10 protein-coding genes are annotated in these 18,558 nt (G+C 77.5%); 8 read left to right on the top strand and 2 right to left on the bottom strand.

Features of this window, described 5'->3' with window-relative positions:
* Nucleotides 1–68: 68 nt before the first annotated feature.
* Nucleotides 69–926 carry a M15 family metallopeptidase gene (locus tag TK50_RS30375; RefSeq protein ID WP_043968969.1) on the top strand — a complete coding sequence of 286 codons (858 nt, stop codon included), beginning with the start codon at nucleotides 69–71 and terminating at the stop codon, nucleotides 924–926.
* On the opposite strand, the gene TK50_RS30380 is transcribed toward TK50_RS30375, so the two are convergent.
* On the bottom strand, nucleotides 918–1,709 hold the full coding sequence (locus tag TK50_RS30380) for an alpha/beta hydrolase (protein WP_043968970.1): 792 nt from the start codon (nucleotides 1,707–1,709) through the stop codon (nucleotides 918–920). The genes TK50_RS30375 and TK50_RS30380 overlap by 9 nt on opposite strands.
* Nucleotides 1,710–1,892: 183 nt before the next feature.
* On the opposite strand from TK50_RS30380, the gene TK50_RS30385 reads away from it, so the two are divergent.
* On the top strand, nucleotides 1,893–2,291 hold the full coding sequence (locus TK50_RS30385) for a hypothetical protein (RefSeq protein ID WP_043968971.1): 399 nt from the start codon (nucleotides 1,893–1,895) through the stop codon (nucleotides 2,289–2,291).
* A gap of 104 nt (nucleotides 2,292–2,395) precedes the next feature.
* Nucleotides 2,396–3,595 carry an RtcB family protein gene (locus TK50_RS30390; protein ID WP_043968972.1) on the top strand — a complete coding sequence of 400 codons (1,200 nt, stop codon included), beginning with the start codon at nucleotides 2,396–2,398 and terminating at the stop codon, nucleotides 3,593–3,595.
* A gap of 29 nt (nucleotides 3,596–3,624) precedes the next feature.
* Here the strand turns inward: TK50_RS30390 and smpB are convergent, their stop codons facing one another.
* On the bottom strand, nucleotides 3,625–4,113 hold the full coding sequence (smpB, locus tag TK50_RS30395) for an SsrA-binding protein SmpB (protein WP_043968973.1): 489 nt from the start codon (nucleotides 4,111–4,113) through the stop codon (nucleotides 3,625–3,627).
* 103 nt (nucleotides 4,114–4,216) lie between these two features.
* On the opposite strand from smpB, the gene TK50_RS30400 reads away from it, so the two are divergent.
* From TK50_RS30400 to TK50_RS30420, 5 genes are all read left to right on the top strand, one after another.
* Entirely contained in the window at nucleotides 4,217–4,762 is a 546-nt protein-coding gene (locus TK50_RS30400; RefSeq protein WP_043968974.1) for an RNA 2'-phosphotransferase, read from the top strand.
* Between the two features lie 95 nt (nucleotides 4,763–4,857).
* Nucleotides 4,858–6,162, top strand: a complete 1,305-nt coding sequence (locus tag TK50_RS30405) for an MFS transporter (protein WP_052504015.1) — start codon at nucleotides 4,858–4,860, stop codon at nucleotides 6,160–6,162.
* Nucleotides 6,159–17,219, top strand: a complete 11,061-nt coding sequence (locus TK50_RS30410; RefSeq protein ID WP_052504016.1) for a hybrid non-ribosomal peptide synthetase/type I polyketide synthase — start codon at nucleotides 6,159–6,161, stop codon at nucleotides 17,217–17,219. Before TK50_RS30405 ends, TK50_RS30410 begins: the two co-directional genes overlap by 4 nt.
* A gap of 56 nt (nucleotides 17,220–17,275) precedes the next feature.
* A complete protein-coding gene (locus tag TK50_RS30415; RefSeq protein WP_043968975.1) occupies nucleotides 17,276–17,689 on the top strand; it encodes a hypothetical protein in 414 nt (137 codons plus the stop codon).
* Between the two features lie 254 nt (nucleotides 17,690–17,943).
* On the top strand, nucleotides 17,944–18,510 hold the full coding sequence (locus tag TK50_RS30420) for a GNAT family N-acetyltransferase (protein ID WP_043968976.1): 567 nt from the start codon (nucleotides 17,944–17,946) through the stop codon (nucleotides 18,508–18,510).
* The last annotated feature ends 48 nt before the right edge of the window (nucleotides 18,511–18,558 follow it).

An 18,558-nucleotide genomic window follows, 5' to 3' on the forward strand; every position in this document is an offset into this window, starting at 1 on the left:
CCCCCGCGCCGGGCGCGGATCCGGCAGGTTGCCGCGAACCGGGCGTAGCTGCTGCTAGAACGGTGGGTATGGGGCGGCGGCGCGGGGCGGATCGGTCCATCCGGTCCCTCCGCGCCGCCGCCCCGGCCGCGGTCGTCGTGGCCGTCGCCGCGCTGCTGCCCGGCTGCCCCGCGCCGCAGCGCCCGGAGCCGACCCCGTCCGCCCCGGTCACCCCGACGGCCACCGAGCCACGCGCCCCGGCCGGGTTCGTCGACCTGTCCGACGTGGACCCGACCGTCGTCACCGACATCCGGTACGCGACCGCCCACAACTTCGTCGGCCGGCCGATCGCCGGCTACCGGGAGCCGCTGTGCCTGCTCACCCGGCCCGCCGCCGAGGCGCTGCGCCGGGTGCAGCAGGCCGCCCGCGCCACCGGTCACCGGCTGAAGGTGTACGACTGCTACCGGCCCCAACGCGCCGTCGACGACTTCGTCGACTGGGCGGGGCGGCCCGGCGAGCAGAAGATGAAGGCCGAGTTCTATCCCGACGTGGCCAAGTCGCGGCTGTTCGCCGACGGCTACCTCGGCGCGCCCACCGCACACAGCCGGGGCAGCACGGTCGACGTGACGCTCGTGCCCGACCCGCCGCCCGAGCAGCCCCCGTACGCGCCCGACGCGCCGCTGGTCGCGTGCACCGCCCCGGCGGGGGAGCGCTTCGCGGACAACAGCGTCGACATGGGCACCGGCTTCGACTGCTTCGACCCGCGCGCCCACACCGCCGACCGCCGGATCACCGGCGTCGCCCGGGACAACCGAGGGCTGCTGGTGCGGCTGATGGCCGACGCCGGCTTCACCAACTATCCGCGCGAGTGGTGGCACTACCGGTACGCCGACGAGCCGTACCCCGACACGTACTTCGACTTCCCGGTGGCCCGCTCGTCACTGTGACCGGGTGGCGGGGGCGCGCAGCGGCAGCCAGGCCAGGACGTCCTGAATCTTCGCGTCCCAGTACGCCCAGTCGTGGTCGCCGGGGGAGAAGTCCACGGTCAGCGGCACGCCCCGCCGCCGGGCCGTCTCGACGAACCGGGTGTTGTCGTCGAACAGGAAGTCCTCGGTGCCGCAGGCGACGTAGAGGGCCGGCAGGTCGTCGCCGGCGCGTTCCAGCAGCGCCACCGTGTCGTCGTCGCTGCCGGGCACCGCCCGGTCGCCGAAGACGGTGTGCCACACCGTCGGGTCCATCGGGTGGGCCGGGTGGTGCTGCCGATGGGCGACGTTCAGCGCCCCCGACAGGCTCGCCGCCGCCGCGAACCGCCCCGGCTCGCGCAGCGCCCACTTCACCGCGCCGTAGCCGCCCATCGACAGGCCGGCGACGAAGGTGTCCTCCCGCCGGTCGGACAGCCGGAAGAACGAGCGGCAGACCTCGGGCAGCTCCTCGCTGAGGAACGTCCAGTACCGGTTGCCGTTCTCCTCGTCGGTGTAGAAGCTCCGCCCCACCTGCGGCATTACCACGGCCAGGCCGAGCGGCGCGACGTACCGCTCGACGGAGGTGCGCCGGGTCCAGATCGTGTCGTCGTCGCTGAGGCCGTGCAGCAGGTACAGCACGGGCGGGTCGCCGGCCGGCGCGCCGCCGGCCAGCCCGATCCCGGCACCGGCCGGGTCCGGCAGGAGCACCGTCATCGAGGTGCCCATGCCCAGCGCCTCGGAGTGGAAGTTGCACCGGATCAATGCCATGGGCGTGGATGCTACGCGCCGGAAGGCCGCGGCGACGCGGGCGGAGCCCGCCGGCCGGGGGCGGGACCTTGGTCCGGTCGGCGCAGGAATTTCGTCCCGAGTCGTCCGCGAGGGTAGCTGCCGGGTTTACCAGGCTGTAACGTCCGCGCTGCTGGATCCGTCACAGAGAAGTGGGAGTCAGTGGTGACCGACGTGTCGACGGCGCTGGGTGTGCGCCTCTACCCCGACCTGGTCGAGCTGGGCGGACTCGCGTCCGCGCTGGCCCTGGCCGCGACCCGGTGCCAGGCCGACGTGGGCCGCATCAGCGCCCCCGAGCAGGGGCGGGGCCGGTTCACGTGCGCCGAGCTGCGCTCCGAGCGGGGCACCATCTGCGTGGGCCTGGGCTCGCAGGCCCGCTACTTCATGGTCGACATCGCGGGCGCGGACGGCTGCCGGGCCGACGGCGACACCACCGACCTGGACCAGGTCGTGCGGATCGCCGACGCCTGGCGCGGCGGGGCGAGCCTCGGCGAGCTGCGGGCCCGCTTCCCGTTCCTCGACCACGTCTCCGAGCCGGTCGGCGAGCACCCGACCCACGCCTGACGCCGGGCGTCGGTCGCCGATTATCCGTTGCCGGTCGTCCCGCCCCCGGCCTACCTTTCCTCATCCGACGGGGAGGGACTCCTCGTCCGACGAGGAGAGACACGATGGCCTTCACCCCGCTGCACGGCACCCGCGCACCCGTCCGGGTCTGGACCGACCCGTACGCGATCGAGCCGCAGGCCGCCCAGCAGCTGCGCAACATCGGCGCGCTGCCGTGGGTCGAGGGCGTCGCCGTCATGCCCGACGTCCACTTCGGCAAGGGCGCGACGGTCGGCTCGGTGATCGCGATGCGGCAGGCGGTCTCCCCGGCCGCCGTCGGCGTGGACATCGGCTGCGGCATGTCGGCCGTGCGCACCTCACTGACCGCCGCCGACCTGCCCGACGACCTCGCCGGCCTGCGCTCGGCGATCGAGGCCGCGATCCCGGTCGGCTTCGCCCGGCACGACGACCCGGTCGACCCGCGCCGGGTGCGGGGGCTGGAGCAGCGCGGCTGGGCCGACTTCTGGGCGCGCTTCGCCACCCTCGACGAGCGGGTGGCCCCGCTGGAGGGCCGCGCCCGGCAGCAGCTGGGCACCCTCGGCGGCGGCAACCACTTCATCGAGGTCTGCCTCGAGTCCGGCGGGCCCGACGCCGGCCGGGTCTGGCTGATGCTGCACTCCGGCTCCCGCAACATCGGCAAGGAGCTGGCGGAGCGGCACATGGGCATCGCGCGGCGGCTGCCGCACAACGCCGGGCTGCCCGACCGGGACCTCGCGGTCTTCCTCGCCGGCACCCCCGAGATGGCGGCGTACCGGCGGGACCTGTGGTGGGCGCAGGAGTACGCCCGGCGCAACCGTGCGCTGATGCTGGCCCTGCTCTGCGGGGTGGTCCGCGACGCGGTCGGCCACGTCGGCTTCGACGAGCCGATCAGCTGCCACCACAACTACGTCGCCGAGGAGACCTACGGCGGGGTGGACGTGCTGGTCACCCGCAAGGGCGCGATCCGGGCCGGCGCGGGGGACCTGGGCATCATCCCCGGGTCGATGGGCACCGGGTCGTACATCGTGCGCGGCAAGGGCAACCCCGACGCATACTGCTCCGCCTCGCACGGGGCGGGGCGGCGGATGTCGCGCGGGCAGGCGAAGCGGACGTACAGCACCGCCGACCTGGCGGCGCAGACCGCCGGGGTGGAGTGCCGCAAGGACGCCGGGGTGGTCGACGAGATCCCGGCCGCGTACAAGGACATCACGCAGGTGATGGCGCAGCAGGAGGACCTGGTCGAGGTCGTCGCCCACCTCAGGCAGGTGGTCTGCGTGAAGGGCTGACCGGGCTCGCCGCCGGGGGCTGTCCGTGCCTACCGGCGGCGAGCCTGGGCGCCCTTGAGGCGGCGGCCCAGCTCCCGGGCGATCTCCCGCTTGGCGTCGCGCTCGGCGAGGGCCTGCCGCTTGTCGTACGACCGCCGGCCCCGGGCCAGCCCCAGCTCCACCTTCGCCCAGCCGTTGGAGAAGTACAGCGACAGCGGCACGAGCGTCAGCCCGCCCTCGCGTACCCGGTCGAGGATCCGGTCGATCTCGATGCGGCGCAGCAGCAGCTTGCGGGTGCGCCGGGGCTGGTGGTTGGTCCAGCTGCCGAAGCCGTACTCGGCGATGTGCAGGCCGTGCAGCATCAGCTCGCCGTCGTGCTCCTGGGCGAAGGCGTCGACCAGGGACACGTACCCGGCGCGCAGCGACTTCACCTCCGTGCCGGCGAGCACCAGCCCCGCCTCGTACGTCTTGAGGATGTCGTAGTCGTGGCGGGCCTTCTTGTTCGACGCGACGAGGGTGCGTCCGGTCTCCCTGGGCACGGTCGGCCTCCCGCTGCTGGTTGCGCCCCGACGGCGAGAGGCTAGCAGCCGCCCGCCCGGTAATCGGGTGGAGCCGCGCGGCGGCGACGACCACAATGCCGCCATGGACCACCGCACCATGGTCAAGTTGAGCAAGCGGATGTCGAAGGCGCTGCGGCACGAGCCGTACCGCCTCGGCCTCACCCCGGACGGGGCCGGCTGGGTGCCGGTCGACGACCTCCTCGCCGCCCTGCGGGTGGGGCGGCCCGACCTCGACGCGGTCGTGGCCGGCAACGACAAGCAGCGCTTCGCGGTGGAACGCGGCCCCGACGGGGTCGAGCGGATCCGCGCCAACCAGGGCCACTCGATCCCCGTCGAGCTGGGGCTGCCGACGGTCGAGCCGCCCCCGCTGCTCTACCACGGCACCGCCGCCGCTGTCCTCGACTCGATCCGGGCCACCGGGCTGCACCGGGGCGGCCGGCACCACGTACACCTGTCGGCCGACGTCGAGACGGCCCGCCGGGTCGGTGCCCGACGCGGCGGCCCGGTCGTGGTGCTCACCGTGGACGCGGCGGCGATGGCCCGCGACGGGCACGCGTTCCACCGCAGCGCCAACGGCGTGTGGCTGACCGACGCGGTCCCGGCCCGGTACCTGAGCCCGGGCGGGTAGGGGCACCCCGCAAACCCCGGCGCGCCATTGAAACTCGTTGCTCCGCCCGGCAAGATCGTCGGCACCGGGGGAGACGACAGTGACGGGGACACTCAGTGGCGAAGGCGGCCGACGCGGGGCGCGCGGCGCGTGACCTGCGGCTGGTGGTGGCCGCCCACGCGGTCTCCACCTACGGCAGCTACCTGAACCTGGTGGCGCTGGGCCTGTTCACCCTGGAGCTCACCGGCTCCGCCGCGCAGACCGGCCTGTTCATGGCCGTCCGGCTGGCCGCCGGGTTCCTCATGGGGCCGGTCAGCGGGCTGCTCGCCGGCCGCTACCGCCGCACCCGCCTGATGATCGGCGCGGACGTGCTCTCGGCGGCGACCCTGGCGCTGCTGGTGGCCGCCCCCGCCGGGGCCCGCCTGGCGGCGCTCTACGCGCTCGCGGTCGTGCTCGGCTGCGGGCAGACCCTGTGGGGGGTCGCGCTGCGCAGCGAGCTGCCCGACCTGGCCGGGCCGCAGCGGCGGGCCCGCGCGAACGCCCGGCTCGTCGCGGCCCGGTCGGTGGCGATGCTGCTCGGCTTCGCCTCGGCCGGCGTCCTGGTCGCAGGGCTCGGCTACGAGGTGGCGTTCCTGCTCGACGCGGGCACCTACGCCCTCTCCGCCGGGCTGCTGGCCCGGGTGCCGGCCCGCCGGCCGGTCGCCGCCGCGCCGGAGGCCGCCGGGCCCGCCGCGCCCACCGGGCCCCGGGCCTGGGCGGGCGTCGGGGTGCTGCGGTCGGTCGCGCCGGTCGTGGTGGCGATGATCGGGGTACGCGCCGCCGACGCGTTCGGCTCGGCGGCCCACAACGTCGGCATCCCGGTGCAGGCCAGCCTGGTCCGCCCCGACTCGCCGGCCGCGTACGCCGCCGTGTTCCTGACCTCGTGGGCGGTGGGCAGCCTCGCCGCCGGCCGGTGGTGCGCCCGGCTGGCCGCCCGCACCGGTCAGGTGGGCTCGCCGCGCGCCTTCGGCGTGGCCACCTGCCTCATGTCGCTGTTCTTCGTGCTCGCCTTCACCGATCCGCCGCTGTGGCTGCTGATCCCCCTGACACTCGCGGCGGGGGCGGCCGACGGCTACGCCGAGATCAGCTACACCACGCGGCTGCAGGGCGTCGACGAGTCCCGGCGGGCCCGGCTGTTCGGGTTCGCCAGCGCGGCGCAGAACGCCGGCTTCGGCCTGGGCATGATCGGCTGCTCGGCCGCGCTCGACCGGGCGGCCCCGTTCACGGTCGTCGCCGTCGCCCACGGGGTGGCCTGCGCCGTGGCCCTCGCCTTCCTGCTCGCCCAGACGGTGCGCCCCTCCGACCGACGCGACCCGCCGGCCGACCGCGCCGACCGGCACGACGGCCCGTCGACCCCCCGAACCGCCGAGGTGACGCCGTGACGACCGCCAGCCCGCCCCGCCGCCCCGCCGTCAGTCACGGCGGCGAGCTGCCCGTCGACCCGGAGCACCCCCGGACGCTGGGCGCGGCCCTGCGGCGCGCGGCGCGGGACTTCCCCGACGCCGGCATCCGCGTGGTGGCCGAGGACGGCACCGACACCCTGCTCGACCACGCGACGCTGCTCGCCCGGGCCCGCGCCGTGCGGGCCGGCCTGCGGGCGCGGGGGGTGGCCCCCGGCTCGCCGGCGATCCTGCGGGTCGACGCGGGCGTGGACTACTGGCCGGCGTTCTGGGGCTGCGTGCTCGGCGGCGTCGTGCCGCTGACCGTCGGCGCGCCGACCGGGTACGACGCGGACGGCCCGGCCGTCGCCGCGCTGCTGCACGCCTGGCGGGCCCTCGACGCCCCGGTGGTGCTCGCCGGGGCGACGGACGCGGCGGGGCTGGCCGGGCTGCCGCTGGCCGGCCGGGTGATCGACGTCGCGGAGCTGGCGGCGGCCACCCCGGCGGGTCCTGCGGCGGGTCACCCGGCGGCGGATCCGGCGGGGGAGCCGCCCGCCGCCGACGCCGAGCCCGGGCCCGACGCGGTGGCGCTGCTGCAACTGTCGTCGGGCAGCACCGGCACCCCGAAGATCATCCCGCTGACCCACCGGGGCCTGTCCGAGTACGCCGTCGGCGCCCGCGTGCTGCTCGACGTGCGCCCCGGCGACGTGCTGCTCAACTGGCTGCCCCTGGACCACGTCGCCGGCCTGCTCCTCTATCACCTCGGCGGGGTGTTCCTCGGCGCGTCCTCCGTGCACGTCGCCACCGGGCTGGTCCTGGCGGACCCGACGCGCTGGCTCGACCTCATGGCCCGCCACGAGGTAACCCACGGCTGGTCGCCCAACTTCGGCCTGCGGCTGGTGGCCGACGCGGTGGCCCGCGCCCCGGGCGGCCGGCGCTGGGAGCTGGGCGGGATCCGGCGCATGGTCAGCGGCGGCGAGCAGTGCCTGCCGGAGACCTTCCGCGCGTTCGTCGCCGCGACCGGGGTGCCGGCGGCGGCGATGACCCCGGCCTGGGGGATGTCGGAGACGTCCACGGGGATCACCTTCGCGTCGTTCACCGAGCCGGGCTGCCGGCAGGTGGTCCGCACCACCAGCCTGGACGGCGACGTCGAATGGGTCGAGGACGGGGCCGGCGAGGGGGAGGACGTCACCGAACTGCTCTCCGTCGGCCGGCCCGCGCCCGGGGCGACCCTGCGGATCGTCGACACGGACGGTGTGGTGCAGCCCGAGGGCCGCGTCGGCCGGGTGCAGGTGCGCTCGGCCCGGGTCACCCCCGGCTACCTCGGCGACCCCGAGGCCGACCGCGCCGCGTTCCCCGACGGGGACTGGCTGGACACCGGGGACCTGGGCTACCTGCGCGACGGCGCGCTGACCGTCACCGGCCGCGCCAAGGACCTGCTCATCCTCAACGGGCAGAACATCCCCTGCCACGAGATCGAGCGCGTCGCCGCCACCGTCGCGGGGGTGCGCGCCGGGCTCGTCGCCGCCGTCGGGGTGCCCGACGCCCGTACCGGCACCGAGGCCCTCGTGGTCTTCGCCGTCACCGACCCCGAGGGGGACGACGCCGTCGCTCCCGCTGATCCGCACGCGGCGACCGGGCCGGCGGCGGGGCGGGTGGCCGGGGCAGTGGCGGCGGCGGTGGCCCGGCGCTGGCAGCTCACCCCGCGACGGGTGGTGATCGTCGGCGAGGCCGACCTTCCCCGTACCACCGGGGGCAAGATCCGGCGCGCGGAGCTGCGCCGCCGGTTCCTCGCCGACGCCTTCCCCGCGCCGGGCCGGCCGGGCGACGCCGCCGCCGACGGGCCGGCGGCGGCCCCGGCGGGGGAGGCGGACCCGGCGGCCCCCGGCCGGGCGGCGGTCCGCGCCGTCGTGCACGCCGTGCTCGCCGACGTCCTCGGCCGACCGGTCGAGGCCGACCGGCCCTTCTACGAGCTGGGCGTCGGCTCGGTCGAGATCGTCGCGCTGCGGGCCAGGCTGGAGGAGGCGCTGGGCCGCCCGGTGCCGCAGCCCGTGCTGTTCGCCCACCCGACCGTCGACGCCCTCGCCGCGCACCTCTCCGCCGCCGGCCCGGCCCCCGCCCCCGCCCCCGCCCCCGCCCCCGAGGCGGCGCGGCGACCGGCGGACCGGCGGGTCGCCGTCGTCGGGATGGCCGCCCGCTTCCCCGGCGCGGCGGACGTCGACGAGTTCTGGGCGGCGCTGCTGGCCGGGGTGGAGAGCGTCCGCACGTTCACCCCGGCGGAGCTGGCCGCCGCCGGGGTGCCCGAACACCTCGCGCGGGACCCGGGATACGTCGCGGCCAGCGGCGTGCTGGACGACGTCGCCGGCTTCGACGCCGGCTACTTCGGCATCAGCCCCCGCGAGGCCGAGCTGCTGGACCCGCAGCACCGGCTGTTCCTGGAGACCTGCCAGCACGCCCTGGAGGACGCCGGCTGCCCCGGCGAGGCCGCCGGCCGGCGGATCGGTGTCTTCGCCGGGGGCGGGATGAACCTGTACCCGCACCACACCTACCTGCGCCACCAGCTCCCGCAGGCCGTCGCCTCCGCCGACCCGGCCACCGCCATCGGCGCGGCCCTGGGCAACCAGCCCGACTTCCTGGCCACCCGGGTCGCGTACCGGCTGGGGCTGACCGGACCCGCCGTGACCGTGCAGACCGCCTGCTCCACCTCGCTGGTCGCGGTGCACCTGGCCGCCCGCGCCCTGCTCGCCGGTGACGCCGACGTCGCCGTCGCGGGCGCGGTGGCGGTGCACGTCCCGCAGGTCACCGGCTACCGGCACACCCCCGGGTCGATCCTGTCGGCGTCCGGCCGGTGCCGGCCCTTCGACGCCGACGCCGACGGCACGGTCGGCGGCAACGGGGTCGCCGCGGTGGTGCTCAAGCCGCTGGACCGGGCGCTCGCCGACGGCGACCGCATCCACGCGGTGCTGCTCGGCTCGGCCGTCAACAACGACGGGGCGGGCAAGGTCGGCTGGACCGCACCCGGGGTGCCGGGGCAGGTCGACGCCGTCCGGCGGGCGTTGCGCGACGCCGGGGTGCCGGCCGCCTCCATCGGATACGTCGAGGCGCACGGCACCGGCACCACCCTCGGCGACCCCGTCGAGCACCACGCGCTGGCCGAGGCGTACGCGTCCGCGCGGGCGTTCCTCGGCTCGGTGAAGGCCAACATCGGTCACCTGGACAGCTGCGCCGGCATGGCCGGGCTGATCAAGGCCGTGCTCGCCGTCCGCTCCGGCCGGGTGCCGCCGCAGATCAACTTCGCCCGGCCGAACCCCGCGCTGGGCCTGGCCGACGGGCCGTTCACGGTGACCACCGCCGCCGTCGACTGGCCAGCGAGCGGGGTGCCCCGGCGCGCCGCCGTCAGCGCCCTCGGCGTCGGCGGCACCAACGCCCACGTCATCGTCGAGCAGCCGCCGCCCCCGTCGCCGCGCGCCGCCGACCGGTCGGACCGGGTCCCCGGGCTGCTCCCGATCTCCGCCGCCGACCCCGCCGCGCTGGCCGCGCTCGCCCTGCGCCACCGGGACCGGCTGCGCGCCGACCCCGAGCCGGCCCTGGCCGACGTGGTGCGCACCGCCGGCACCGGCCGCCGGCACCTGCGCCACCGGCTCGTCGCCCTCGGCGGCTCGACCGCCGCGCTCGCCGACGCCCTGGACCGGCACGCCGCCGGCCTGCCCGCCGACGTGGTGACGGGCGAGGTCGGCGGGGACGCCGCCGGACCGGTCGCCCTCGCCTTCCCTGGCCAGGGCGACGTCCGCGACGCGCTGATCCCGCTGGCCGCCCGCTTCCCGGTCGTCCGGGCGGTGCTCGACGAGGCCGCCGACGCGTACCGGGAGGCGGTCGGCGGCGACCTCGTCGCCCTGCTGCGCGCGGACCGCCCGGCGACCGGCCGGCCCACCGACGTCGCCCAGCCGGCGCTGGTCGTCGCCGGGGTGGCGCTGGCCGAGCTGTGGCGCTCGTGGGGGCTGCCCGTGGACCACGTCCTCGGCCACAGCGTCGGCGAGTACGCTGCCCTGGTCGTCGCGGGCGCGCTCTCCCTCGCCGACGCCGTGCGGCTTGCCGCCCACCGGGGCCGCCTGATGGCCGACCACCTGCCGCCCGGCGCGATGCTGGCGGTGCTGGCCGACCGGCCGACCGTGGACGCGCTGGCCACCGGGTCGCCGCTGGAGCTGGCGGCGGTCAACGGGCCGACGCAGCACGTCCTCGCCGGCCCGCCCGACGCCGTCGCCGCCGCCGCCGACCGGGCCGCCCGGCTCGGGGTGGCGACCCGGCGGCTATCCGTCGACCGGGCGTTCCACTCGGCGGCGGTCGCGCCGGTGCTGGGCCCGCTGCGCCAGCTGGCCGCCGCGGTCGAGTTCCGGCCGACCCGGCTGCCGCTGGTCAGCGCCCTGGACGGCCGGGTCCGCCCGCCCGGCTGGCGACCCGACGCCGAGCACCTGTGCCGGCACGCCCGCGAGCCGGTGCGCTGGCACGACGCGGTGTCCACCCTGGCTGTCGAGGGGGTCGCGACGGTGGTCGAGGCGGGCGCGGACGGCGTGCTCACCGCCCTCGCCGGCACGACCGGAGCCGTCGCCGGCACGACCGGAGCCGTCGCCGGCACGACCGGAGCCGCCGTCGGTGCGAGCGGCGCGGGGCCGCGCTGGGTGCCGTCGCAACGGCGGGGGCTCGACCCGGCGGCCGGGCTGTGGCGGGCCGTGGCGGAGCTGCACGTCGCGGGCGTGCCGCTGGACTGGTCGGCGCTCGCGGACGGCCACGGCGGACGCCGGGTGACGCTGCCCAGCTACCCCTTCCAGCGCCGCCGCTTCTGGGCCACCCCGGAGGTCACCGCCGCCCCGGTTCCTGCCGCCGCCCCGGCATTCGTCGGTGACCCGAGCGCGGACGCGGCGGTGGCGGCATCTCCGGCATCTCCGGTATCTCCGGCGTCCCCGGCGGGGTCGGCGGACGGCGCGGTGCTGGAGCGGGTGCGGGCGCTGACGGCCGAGCGGCTCGGCCTGGCTGCCGCCGAGGTCGATCCGGACACCGGCTTCTTCGCCCTGGGCGCCGACTCGCTCCTGCTGATCACCATGTCCCGGGAGATCGAGCGCGACTTCGCCGTCCGGGTGCCGGTGCGGGACCTGTTCACCACCGTCGACACGCCACGCCGGCTGGCCACGGCGATCACCGCCGCCGCCGCGCCGCCGACCCGCCCGGACGCCACGGGGCCGGCGGCGTCCCCACCCGCCGCCGAGGGCGGACCGGCCGGGGACGGCGACCGGCCGGCGCCGGGCGAGCTGGTCGGCGTCGTCCGGCAGCAGCTCGACCTGATGCGGCAGCAGCTCGCCCTGCTCGGCGTCGCCGCCGGCCTGCCGGCGAACCCGCCCGCCGCCACGCCGCCACCGGCCCCCGAGCCACCGGCTCCGGCACCCGCGCCCCCGGCTCCGGCCCCTGCACCGCCGCCCCCCGCGCCCGCGCCGGTCGCCGCGCGCCCGCGTCCCGCCGCCGTCGCGGCGGCGACGGTGCCCGACACCGTCGACTTCAGCCTCTACTTCTTCGGCGACTACCCCAACCAGGACCGCGACGACAAGTACGCCGTCATCGTCGATGCGGCGGAGTTCGCCGACGCGCACGGCTTCCACGCCGTGTGGCTGCCCGAGCGGCACTTCCACTCCTTCGGCGGCCTCTTCCCCAACCCGTCCGTCCTCGCCGCCGCCCTCGCGACCCGTACCCGGCGGGTACGGCTCAACGCCGGCTCGGTCGTGCTGCCGCTGCACCACCCCGTCCGGGTCGCCGAGGAGTGGTCCATGGTGGACAACCTCTCCGGCGGCCGGATCGGGCTCGGCTGCGCGCCGGGCTGGCACGCCAACGACTTCGTCTTCCACCCCGAGCACTTCGGCCGGCACAAGCAGGTGATGTACGAGCACCTGGAGACCGTCCGGCGGTTGTGGCGGGGGGAGGCGGTGCCGGCGCGCTCCGGCAGCGGCGAGGCGCTCGACGTGCGCCTGTTCCCCCGCCCGGTGCAGCCCGAGCCGCCGGTGTTCACCGCGATCGTCGGCAACCCCGACAGCTACCGGGAGGCCGCCCGCCGCGACGTCGGCGTGGTGACGAACCTGATGACGCAGGACGTGGCGAGCCTCGCCGAGAACGTGGCGCTCTACCGGCGTACCCGCGCCGAGCACGGCCTCGACCCGGCCGGCGGGCGCGTGGTGGTGCTGCTGCACACCTACCTCGGGGAGGACGCCGAGCGGGCCCGCGACGAGGCGTTCGAACCGTTCTGCGCGTACCTGCGCTCCTCGTTCAGCCTGCTCGGGCAGGTGGTCAACAGCCTCGGCATGAACATCGACCTGGCCGGCACCCCCGACGAGGACGTGCGGTTCGTGCTGTCGCGGGCGTACGAGCGCTACTGCGCGCAGCGGGCCCTCATCGGCTCACCGGAGAGCTGCCGGTCCGTGGTGGAGGCGGTGCTCGACGCGGGGGCCGACGAGATCGCCTGCTTCGTCGACTTCGGACTGCCCGCCGACGCCGTCCGCGCCGGCCTGCCCGTGCTCGACGCGCTGCGCCGGGCCACCCCGCGCCGGCCCGCCGCCGGGCCGACCGCCGCCGACCCGGCGCGGGAGCCCGCCGCCGCACGGGCGTGGCGGCCCGCCGACCCACCGCACCGGGGCGGCGAGCGGACCGCGCCGCTGTCGTCGGCGCAGCGCCGGCTGTGGCTGATGGAGCGGCTGCACCCGGGCACCCCCGCCTACAACGAGGCGGCGGCCGTGCGGCTCGTCGGCCCGCTCGACCACGCCGCGCTGCGGGGCGCGCTGCGCGACGTGGTCGACCGGCACGCCCCGCTGCGCACCCACTACGCGCAGGTCGACGGGGAGCCCCGGCAGGTCGTCCGCGACCGGGTGCCGGTCGAACTGCCGGTGCGCGAGCACACCGGCGGGGCCGAGGACGAGGCGGTCCGCGCCGCGCTGGCCGCCGAGAGCCGCCGGGTGTTCGACCTGGCGGCCGGGCCGGTGTTCGCCTTCACCCTGCTGCGCTTCTCCGCCACCCGGCACGTGTTGGTGCTGGCCTTCCACCACCTGGCCACCGACGGCGGCTCGTACGCCGTGCTGACGGACGAGGTCTCGGCCCGCTACCGGGCCCGGCTGACCGGCGTCGCGGCGGAGCTGCCCCCGCTGCCGGTGACCTACCCGGAGCTGGCGGCGGCCGGCGACGGCGGACCCGACGACAGGGACCTGGCCTACTGGCGGGCCCAGCTCGACCCGGCCCCGCCCACCCTCGTCCTGCCCTCCGACCTGACCCGCCCGGCGCTGCCGTCGGCGGCCGGCGAGAGCGTCTTCCGCGAGCTGCCCGCCGAGCTGGCGCAGCGGGTCCGGCGGTTCGGCCGCGCCGAGGGGGTCACCCCGTTCACCACCCTGCTGGGCGCGTTCGGGGTGCTGCTGTCCCGGTTCACCGGCCAGCACGACCTGGTGATCGGCACCGGCACGAGCGGCCGGGACGAGCGGACCGCCGGCCTGGTCGGGTTCTTCGTGCGGACCCTCCCGCTGCGGCTGGACCTCACCGGCGACCCGAGCTTCCGCGAGCTGCTGGCCCGGGTGCGGGTCACCGCCGCCGACGGGTACGAGCACGACGGCGTCCCGTTCGACGCGCTGGTCGAGGCGGTGGCCCCGCACCGGGAGGCCGGCCGGCACCCCCTGTTCGACGTGGTGGTCGAGTACGAGAGCGGCCCCGGGGCGTTCGCCTTCGACCTGCCGGGCGTCACCGCCGAGCCGCTGCCGCTGGGCCTGGCCAAGGCCCCCGTCGACCTGATGGTCTACGTGTCGCACGGCGAGACGCTGCGCTGCCACGTGGAGTACCGCACCGACGTGCTCGACCGGGCGACCGTGGACCGGCTGCTCGACCACCTGCACCGGCTGCTCGACGTGTCGACCCGCGCGCCGGGCGAGCCCCTGTCCCGGCTGGCCGCCCGGCTCGACGACCCCGCCGCCCGGCCGGTCGGCCCGTGTCCCGCCCCCGCCGCCGACCGGCTGCACGACCTGTTCCTCCGGCAGGCCGACCGGACCCCCGACGCGGTGGCCGTGGTCGACGGGCCGCGGCGGTGGACGTACCGGGAACTGCGGGAGCGTGCGCGGGAGCTGGCCCGCCGGGTCGCGGCGCACGGCGTCGGCCCGGACGACCTGGTGGCGGTGCTGCTGCCGCGCCGGGCGGAGCTGGTCGCGGCGCAGCTCGGCGCGCTGCTGGCCGGAGCGGCGTTCCTGCCGCTGGACCCGGACCTGCCGGCGGCCCGGCTGCGCGACCTGCTCGCCGACAGCGGTGCCCGCCTGCTGCTGACCGCCGCCGACGTCGCCGACCCGTTCGCGGAGACCGGCGCCGGCGAACCCGCCCCGGGGGCCGCCGACGCCGGGGCCGCCCTGGTGGCGCGGCTGCTGGTGGACCGGCCCGGCGACCCCGGCCCGCCCGACCCCGATCCCGGCCTGCCCGACCCCGCTGACGCCGCCGGTCCCGGCCACCTCGCCTGGTGCGTGTACACCTCCGGCTCCACCGGCCGCCCCCGGCTGGTCGGCGTGCCGCACCGCGCCGCCGTGGACGTCGTGGACTGGCACGTCCGCGCCCTGGCCCTCACCGGCGCCGACACCGTGGCGCACGCGCTCGGCCTCGGGTTCGACGCGAACCTCGCCGAGATCCATCCGACGCTGGCCGCCGGGGCGACCCTGCACCTCGTACCGTCGCGAATGCGCGCGGACCCGGCGCGGCTCGTCGACTGGTGGCGGCGGGCCGGGGTGACCGTTGCCTACCTGCCGGCGCCCCTGGCGGAGCTGGTGTTCGCGGTGCCGCCGGCCCCGGCCGTCCGGGCCCTGGTGGTCGGGGGCAGCCAGCTGCGCCGCCGGCCGCCCGCCGGGTACCCGGCGGAGGTCCTCAACGCCTACGGCCCGACCGAGGCCGCGATCGTCACCACCGCCGGCCCGGTGCCGTCCGCCGGGACCGGCCCCATCGACATCGGCCGTCCCGTGGACCACCGCCGCCTCTACGTGCTGGGCCGCGACGGGACGCCGGTGCCGGCCGGCGCGGTCGGCGAGCTGCACGTCGGCGGCACCGGCCTCGCCCGGGGCTACCTGGGGCGGCCCGGCGCGACGGCGGCGGCGTTCCTGCCGGACCCGAACGCCGCCGAGCCGGGGGCCCGGATGTACCGGACCGGCGACCTGGTGCGGCTGCGCGGCGACGGCACGGTCGAGTTCCGCGGCCGGGTCGACGACCAGGTGAAGATCGCCGGGCACCGGGTGGAGCCGGGCGAGGCGGCCGCCGCGCTGGCCCTGCTGCCGGGGGTACGGCAGGCCGCCGTCGTCGCCCGGCACGACCGGGCCGAGCCGTACCTCGTCGGGTACGTCGTCCCCGACACCGCTGGCACCGGCACCGCTGACGGCACCGGACCGCCGGCCGCCCGCACCGCTCGGCTGGCCGCCGAGCTGGGGGAGCGGCTGCCGGAGCACCTGGTGCCCCGCGCCTGGGTGGTACTGGACGCGCTGCCCGTCGGCGACACCGGCAAGGTCGACGTGTCCCGGCTGCCCCCGCCCGCCGCGCCGCCCGCCGGCCAGGAGCCGCAGCCGGGCGTGGAACGGCTCGTCCACGACGCGTGGTGCGCGGAGCTGGGCGTGTCCCGGGTGCCGCTGGACGTCTCGTACTTCGCCGCCGGAGGCGACTCCCTGGGCGCGGTGCGGCTGGCCAACCGGCTGCGCGAGACGCTCGGCGTCGACGTCGGCGTGGACCGGGTGCTGCGCAGCCCGGGGGTGCGGGCGATGGCCGCGGCCCTCGACCCGGCCGGCCGGGCGCCGGCGACGTACCAGCAGGAGCTGATGTGGCACCGCCAGCGCCAGGCCCCGAACCCGGCGGCCGTGCACATGGCCGTACGCGTCGACCTCACCGGCCCGCTCGACGTCCCCGCCCTCACGGCGGCGGTCGACGCCCTGGTGGCCCGGCACGAGGCGCTGCGTACCCGGGTCGTGGCCGGCGACGGCGGGGCGGTGCAGGAGGTGCTGGCGCACCGCCCGGTCGCGGTGCCCGTGGTCGACCTCGCGGCCACCGACGCCGACGCGGTGCGGGCCTGGTGCGTGGCGGTCGGCCGGGAGTCGTTCCCGCCCGACGGGCCGTGGCTGCGGGCCCGGCTCGCCCGGCTGGCCGACGACCGGTGGGTGCTGGCGATGGTCGTGCACCACCTGTGCGGGGACGGCTGGTCCATGCTCCAGCTCCTCGACGAGCTGGCGCGGGCCTACGCGGGTGCGCCGCCTGGGCGTGTCCCTGCCCTGCGCTACGTCGAGCACGCGCGCCGGCAGCGCCGGGCCGAGGTGCCGCCGGAGGTGCTGCGGCACTGGCGGGAGACGCTAGCCGACCTGCCCCCGGCCGCCGCGCTGCCCACCGACAGGCCCCGCCCGGCCGTGCCCTCGGGCGTCGGCGCGGAGTACGCCTTCACGCTGCCGGCCGCGCTGACCGGCCGGCTCACCCGGCTCGCCGCCGACGCGGGCCTGACGCTGTTCCCGCTGCTCGCCGCCGCCTACGCGCGGTTCGTCGGCGCGCTGACCGGCACCAGTGACGTCCTGCTGACCTGCCCGTACGCGCACCGGGACCGCCGGGAGTTGGAGGCGGTGGTCGGCCTGTTCACCGGCACCCTGCCGGTGCGGTTGGTGCTGCGCGACGGCGAGCCCCTGACCGAGCTGGCGGCCCGGTTCGACGCGGTGTTCCTGGCCGCCGTGCGGCACCAACCGGCCCCGTTGCCGGCCCTCTACGCCGCCGTGGACGCCGGCTGGCGGATGGGTGACCCGCCGCCGTTCGCCGGTGCGCTGTTTACCTGGAACCCGGGGATGCCGTCGCTGCGCCTGCCGGGGCTGGCGGCGGAGGTCACCGACCAGGGGCTGGACTGCGCCCGGCGGGACTGGTCGATCATGCTCACCCCCGCCGGCGGCGGCCTGCTCGGCGTCGTCGAGTACTCGACGGACCTGTACGACGAGTCGACCGTCGCCGAGCGGTGCCGCCGGTACGTCGACATCCTCGTCCGGGCGGCCGGGTAGCCCTCCACCGGCCACCGTGGACGGTTCTTGTCATACCCCGGTCGCAGTATGGAGTCATGGCTGCTCCCGCACTGGCTCACGAGCCCACCCCGCCGCGTGCCCTGTCGCTGCGCGAGACCCGCACCCGGCTGACCCAGCTCGTCGCGATGGCCGAGCTGACCGACACGGTCACCCTGGTCACCCGCGACGGCGACCCCCGCCCGATCGCCGCGATCGTGCCCGCCTCCGCCGCCCGCAGCGCGGCCCAGGCGCGGGCCGACGCCGACCGGCTCGCCACGGTGACGGCGGGCTGGGCCCGCCGCCTGGAGGAGTCGCACCGGCAGAGCAGCCGGCGGCACGCCGCCGAGCTGCGGGCCGTCACCGAGGCGCTCGCCGAGGTCTGGGCCGAGCTCGACCGCCGGGTCGCCCCCGGCAGCGACCCGGCGCTGGCCCGGCTCCGCGCCGCCCACGCCGACCTGCTGCGCGACTGACCCGCTGCACGACTGACGCTGCGTGGTGTGCCCGGCCCTCGGCGGCCCGGGGGCCGGCACCGGCGGTCGTTCCCGCGGCCGAGGCGTCGGGCCGGTGGTCGTCTCCGAGGCGCGAGCGCCGGGGCGGCGTTGCCCCCCGCTGCCGGCTGCTCCGGCCGTTCCTGCTGTTCCGGCCGTTCCGGGTGGGCCGGGTGTGGCCGCGCGCCCGGGTATGGTCTGCTGGACCGGTCCGCCCCGCGCCCCCCGGAGGTTCGGTGTTCGCTCGCCCCCTGACCGCCGACGCCGAGCTGCGTCCGCTGGAGCCGTGGCGCGCCGAGGAGTTCCTCGGCCACCTCGACCGGGCCCGGGAGCACATCGCGCCCTGGGTGGGACCGTCGTTCGTGGCCACCGACCTCGCGTCCGCGCGGGCCGTCCTGCAGCGTTACGCCGACGCGCGGGCCCGCGACGCCGGCGGGATCTGGGGGATCTGGCTCACGGGGCCGGCCCCGCAGCAGCCGACGCTGGTCGGCGGGGTCATGTTCGTCTCGTTCGACACCGCGCTCGGTGTGTGCGAGGCGGGCTGCTGGCTGGAGCCGGCCGCGCAGGGGCGGGGCCTGATCACCTGTGCCGCCGGCCTGATCGTCGACTGGGCGGTGCGGGAGCGGGGCATCCACCGGGTCGAGTGGCGCACGAACCCGCGCAACGCCCGCAGCATCGCCGTCGCCCGCCGCCTGGGCATGCGCCGCGACGGCACGCTGCGCCAGGCGGTCCCCGGGCCGGGCGGGCGCGTCGACATCGACATCTGGTCGGTCCTCGCCGACGAGTGGCGGCGGCCGGCCTGACGGCCTGACGGATGCCCGCCGGCGCTGCCCGGCGGACCGGCCGCGTGA

Origin of the sequence: Micromonospora haikouensis, from assembly GCF_000876225.1 — a bacterium.
In the GTDB taxonomy this organism is placed as follows: Bacteria; Actinomycetota; Actinomycetes; order Mycobacteriales; family Micromonosporaceae; genus Micromonospora; species Micromonospora haikouensis.

What these genes read in the sequence shown, in the direction of transcription:
- TK50_RS30400 (WP_043968974.1), top strand. Translation starts at nt 4,217, where the DNA reads ATGGACCACCGCACCATGGTCAAGTTGAGCAAGCGGATGTCGAAGGCG.
- TK50_RS30390 (WP_043968972.1), top strand. Translation starts at nt 2,396, where the DNA reads ATGGCCTTCACCCCGCTGCACGGCACCCGCGCACCCGTCCGGGTCTGG.
- TK50_RS30375 (WP_043968969.1), top strand. Translation starts at nt 69, where the DNA reads ATGGGGCGGCGGCGCGGGGCGGATCGGTCCATCCGGTCCCTCCGCGCC.
- TK50_RS30380 (WP_043968970.1), bottom strand. Translation starts at nt 1,709, where the DNA reads ATGGCATTGATCCGGTGCAACTTCCACTCCGAGGCGCTGGGCATGGGC.
- TK50_RS30415 (WP_043968975.1), top strand. Translation starts at nt 17,276, where the DNA reads ATGGCTGCTCCCGCACTGGCTCACGAGCCCACCCCGCCGCGTGCCCTG.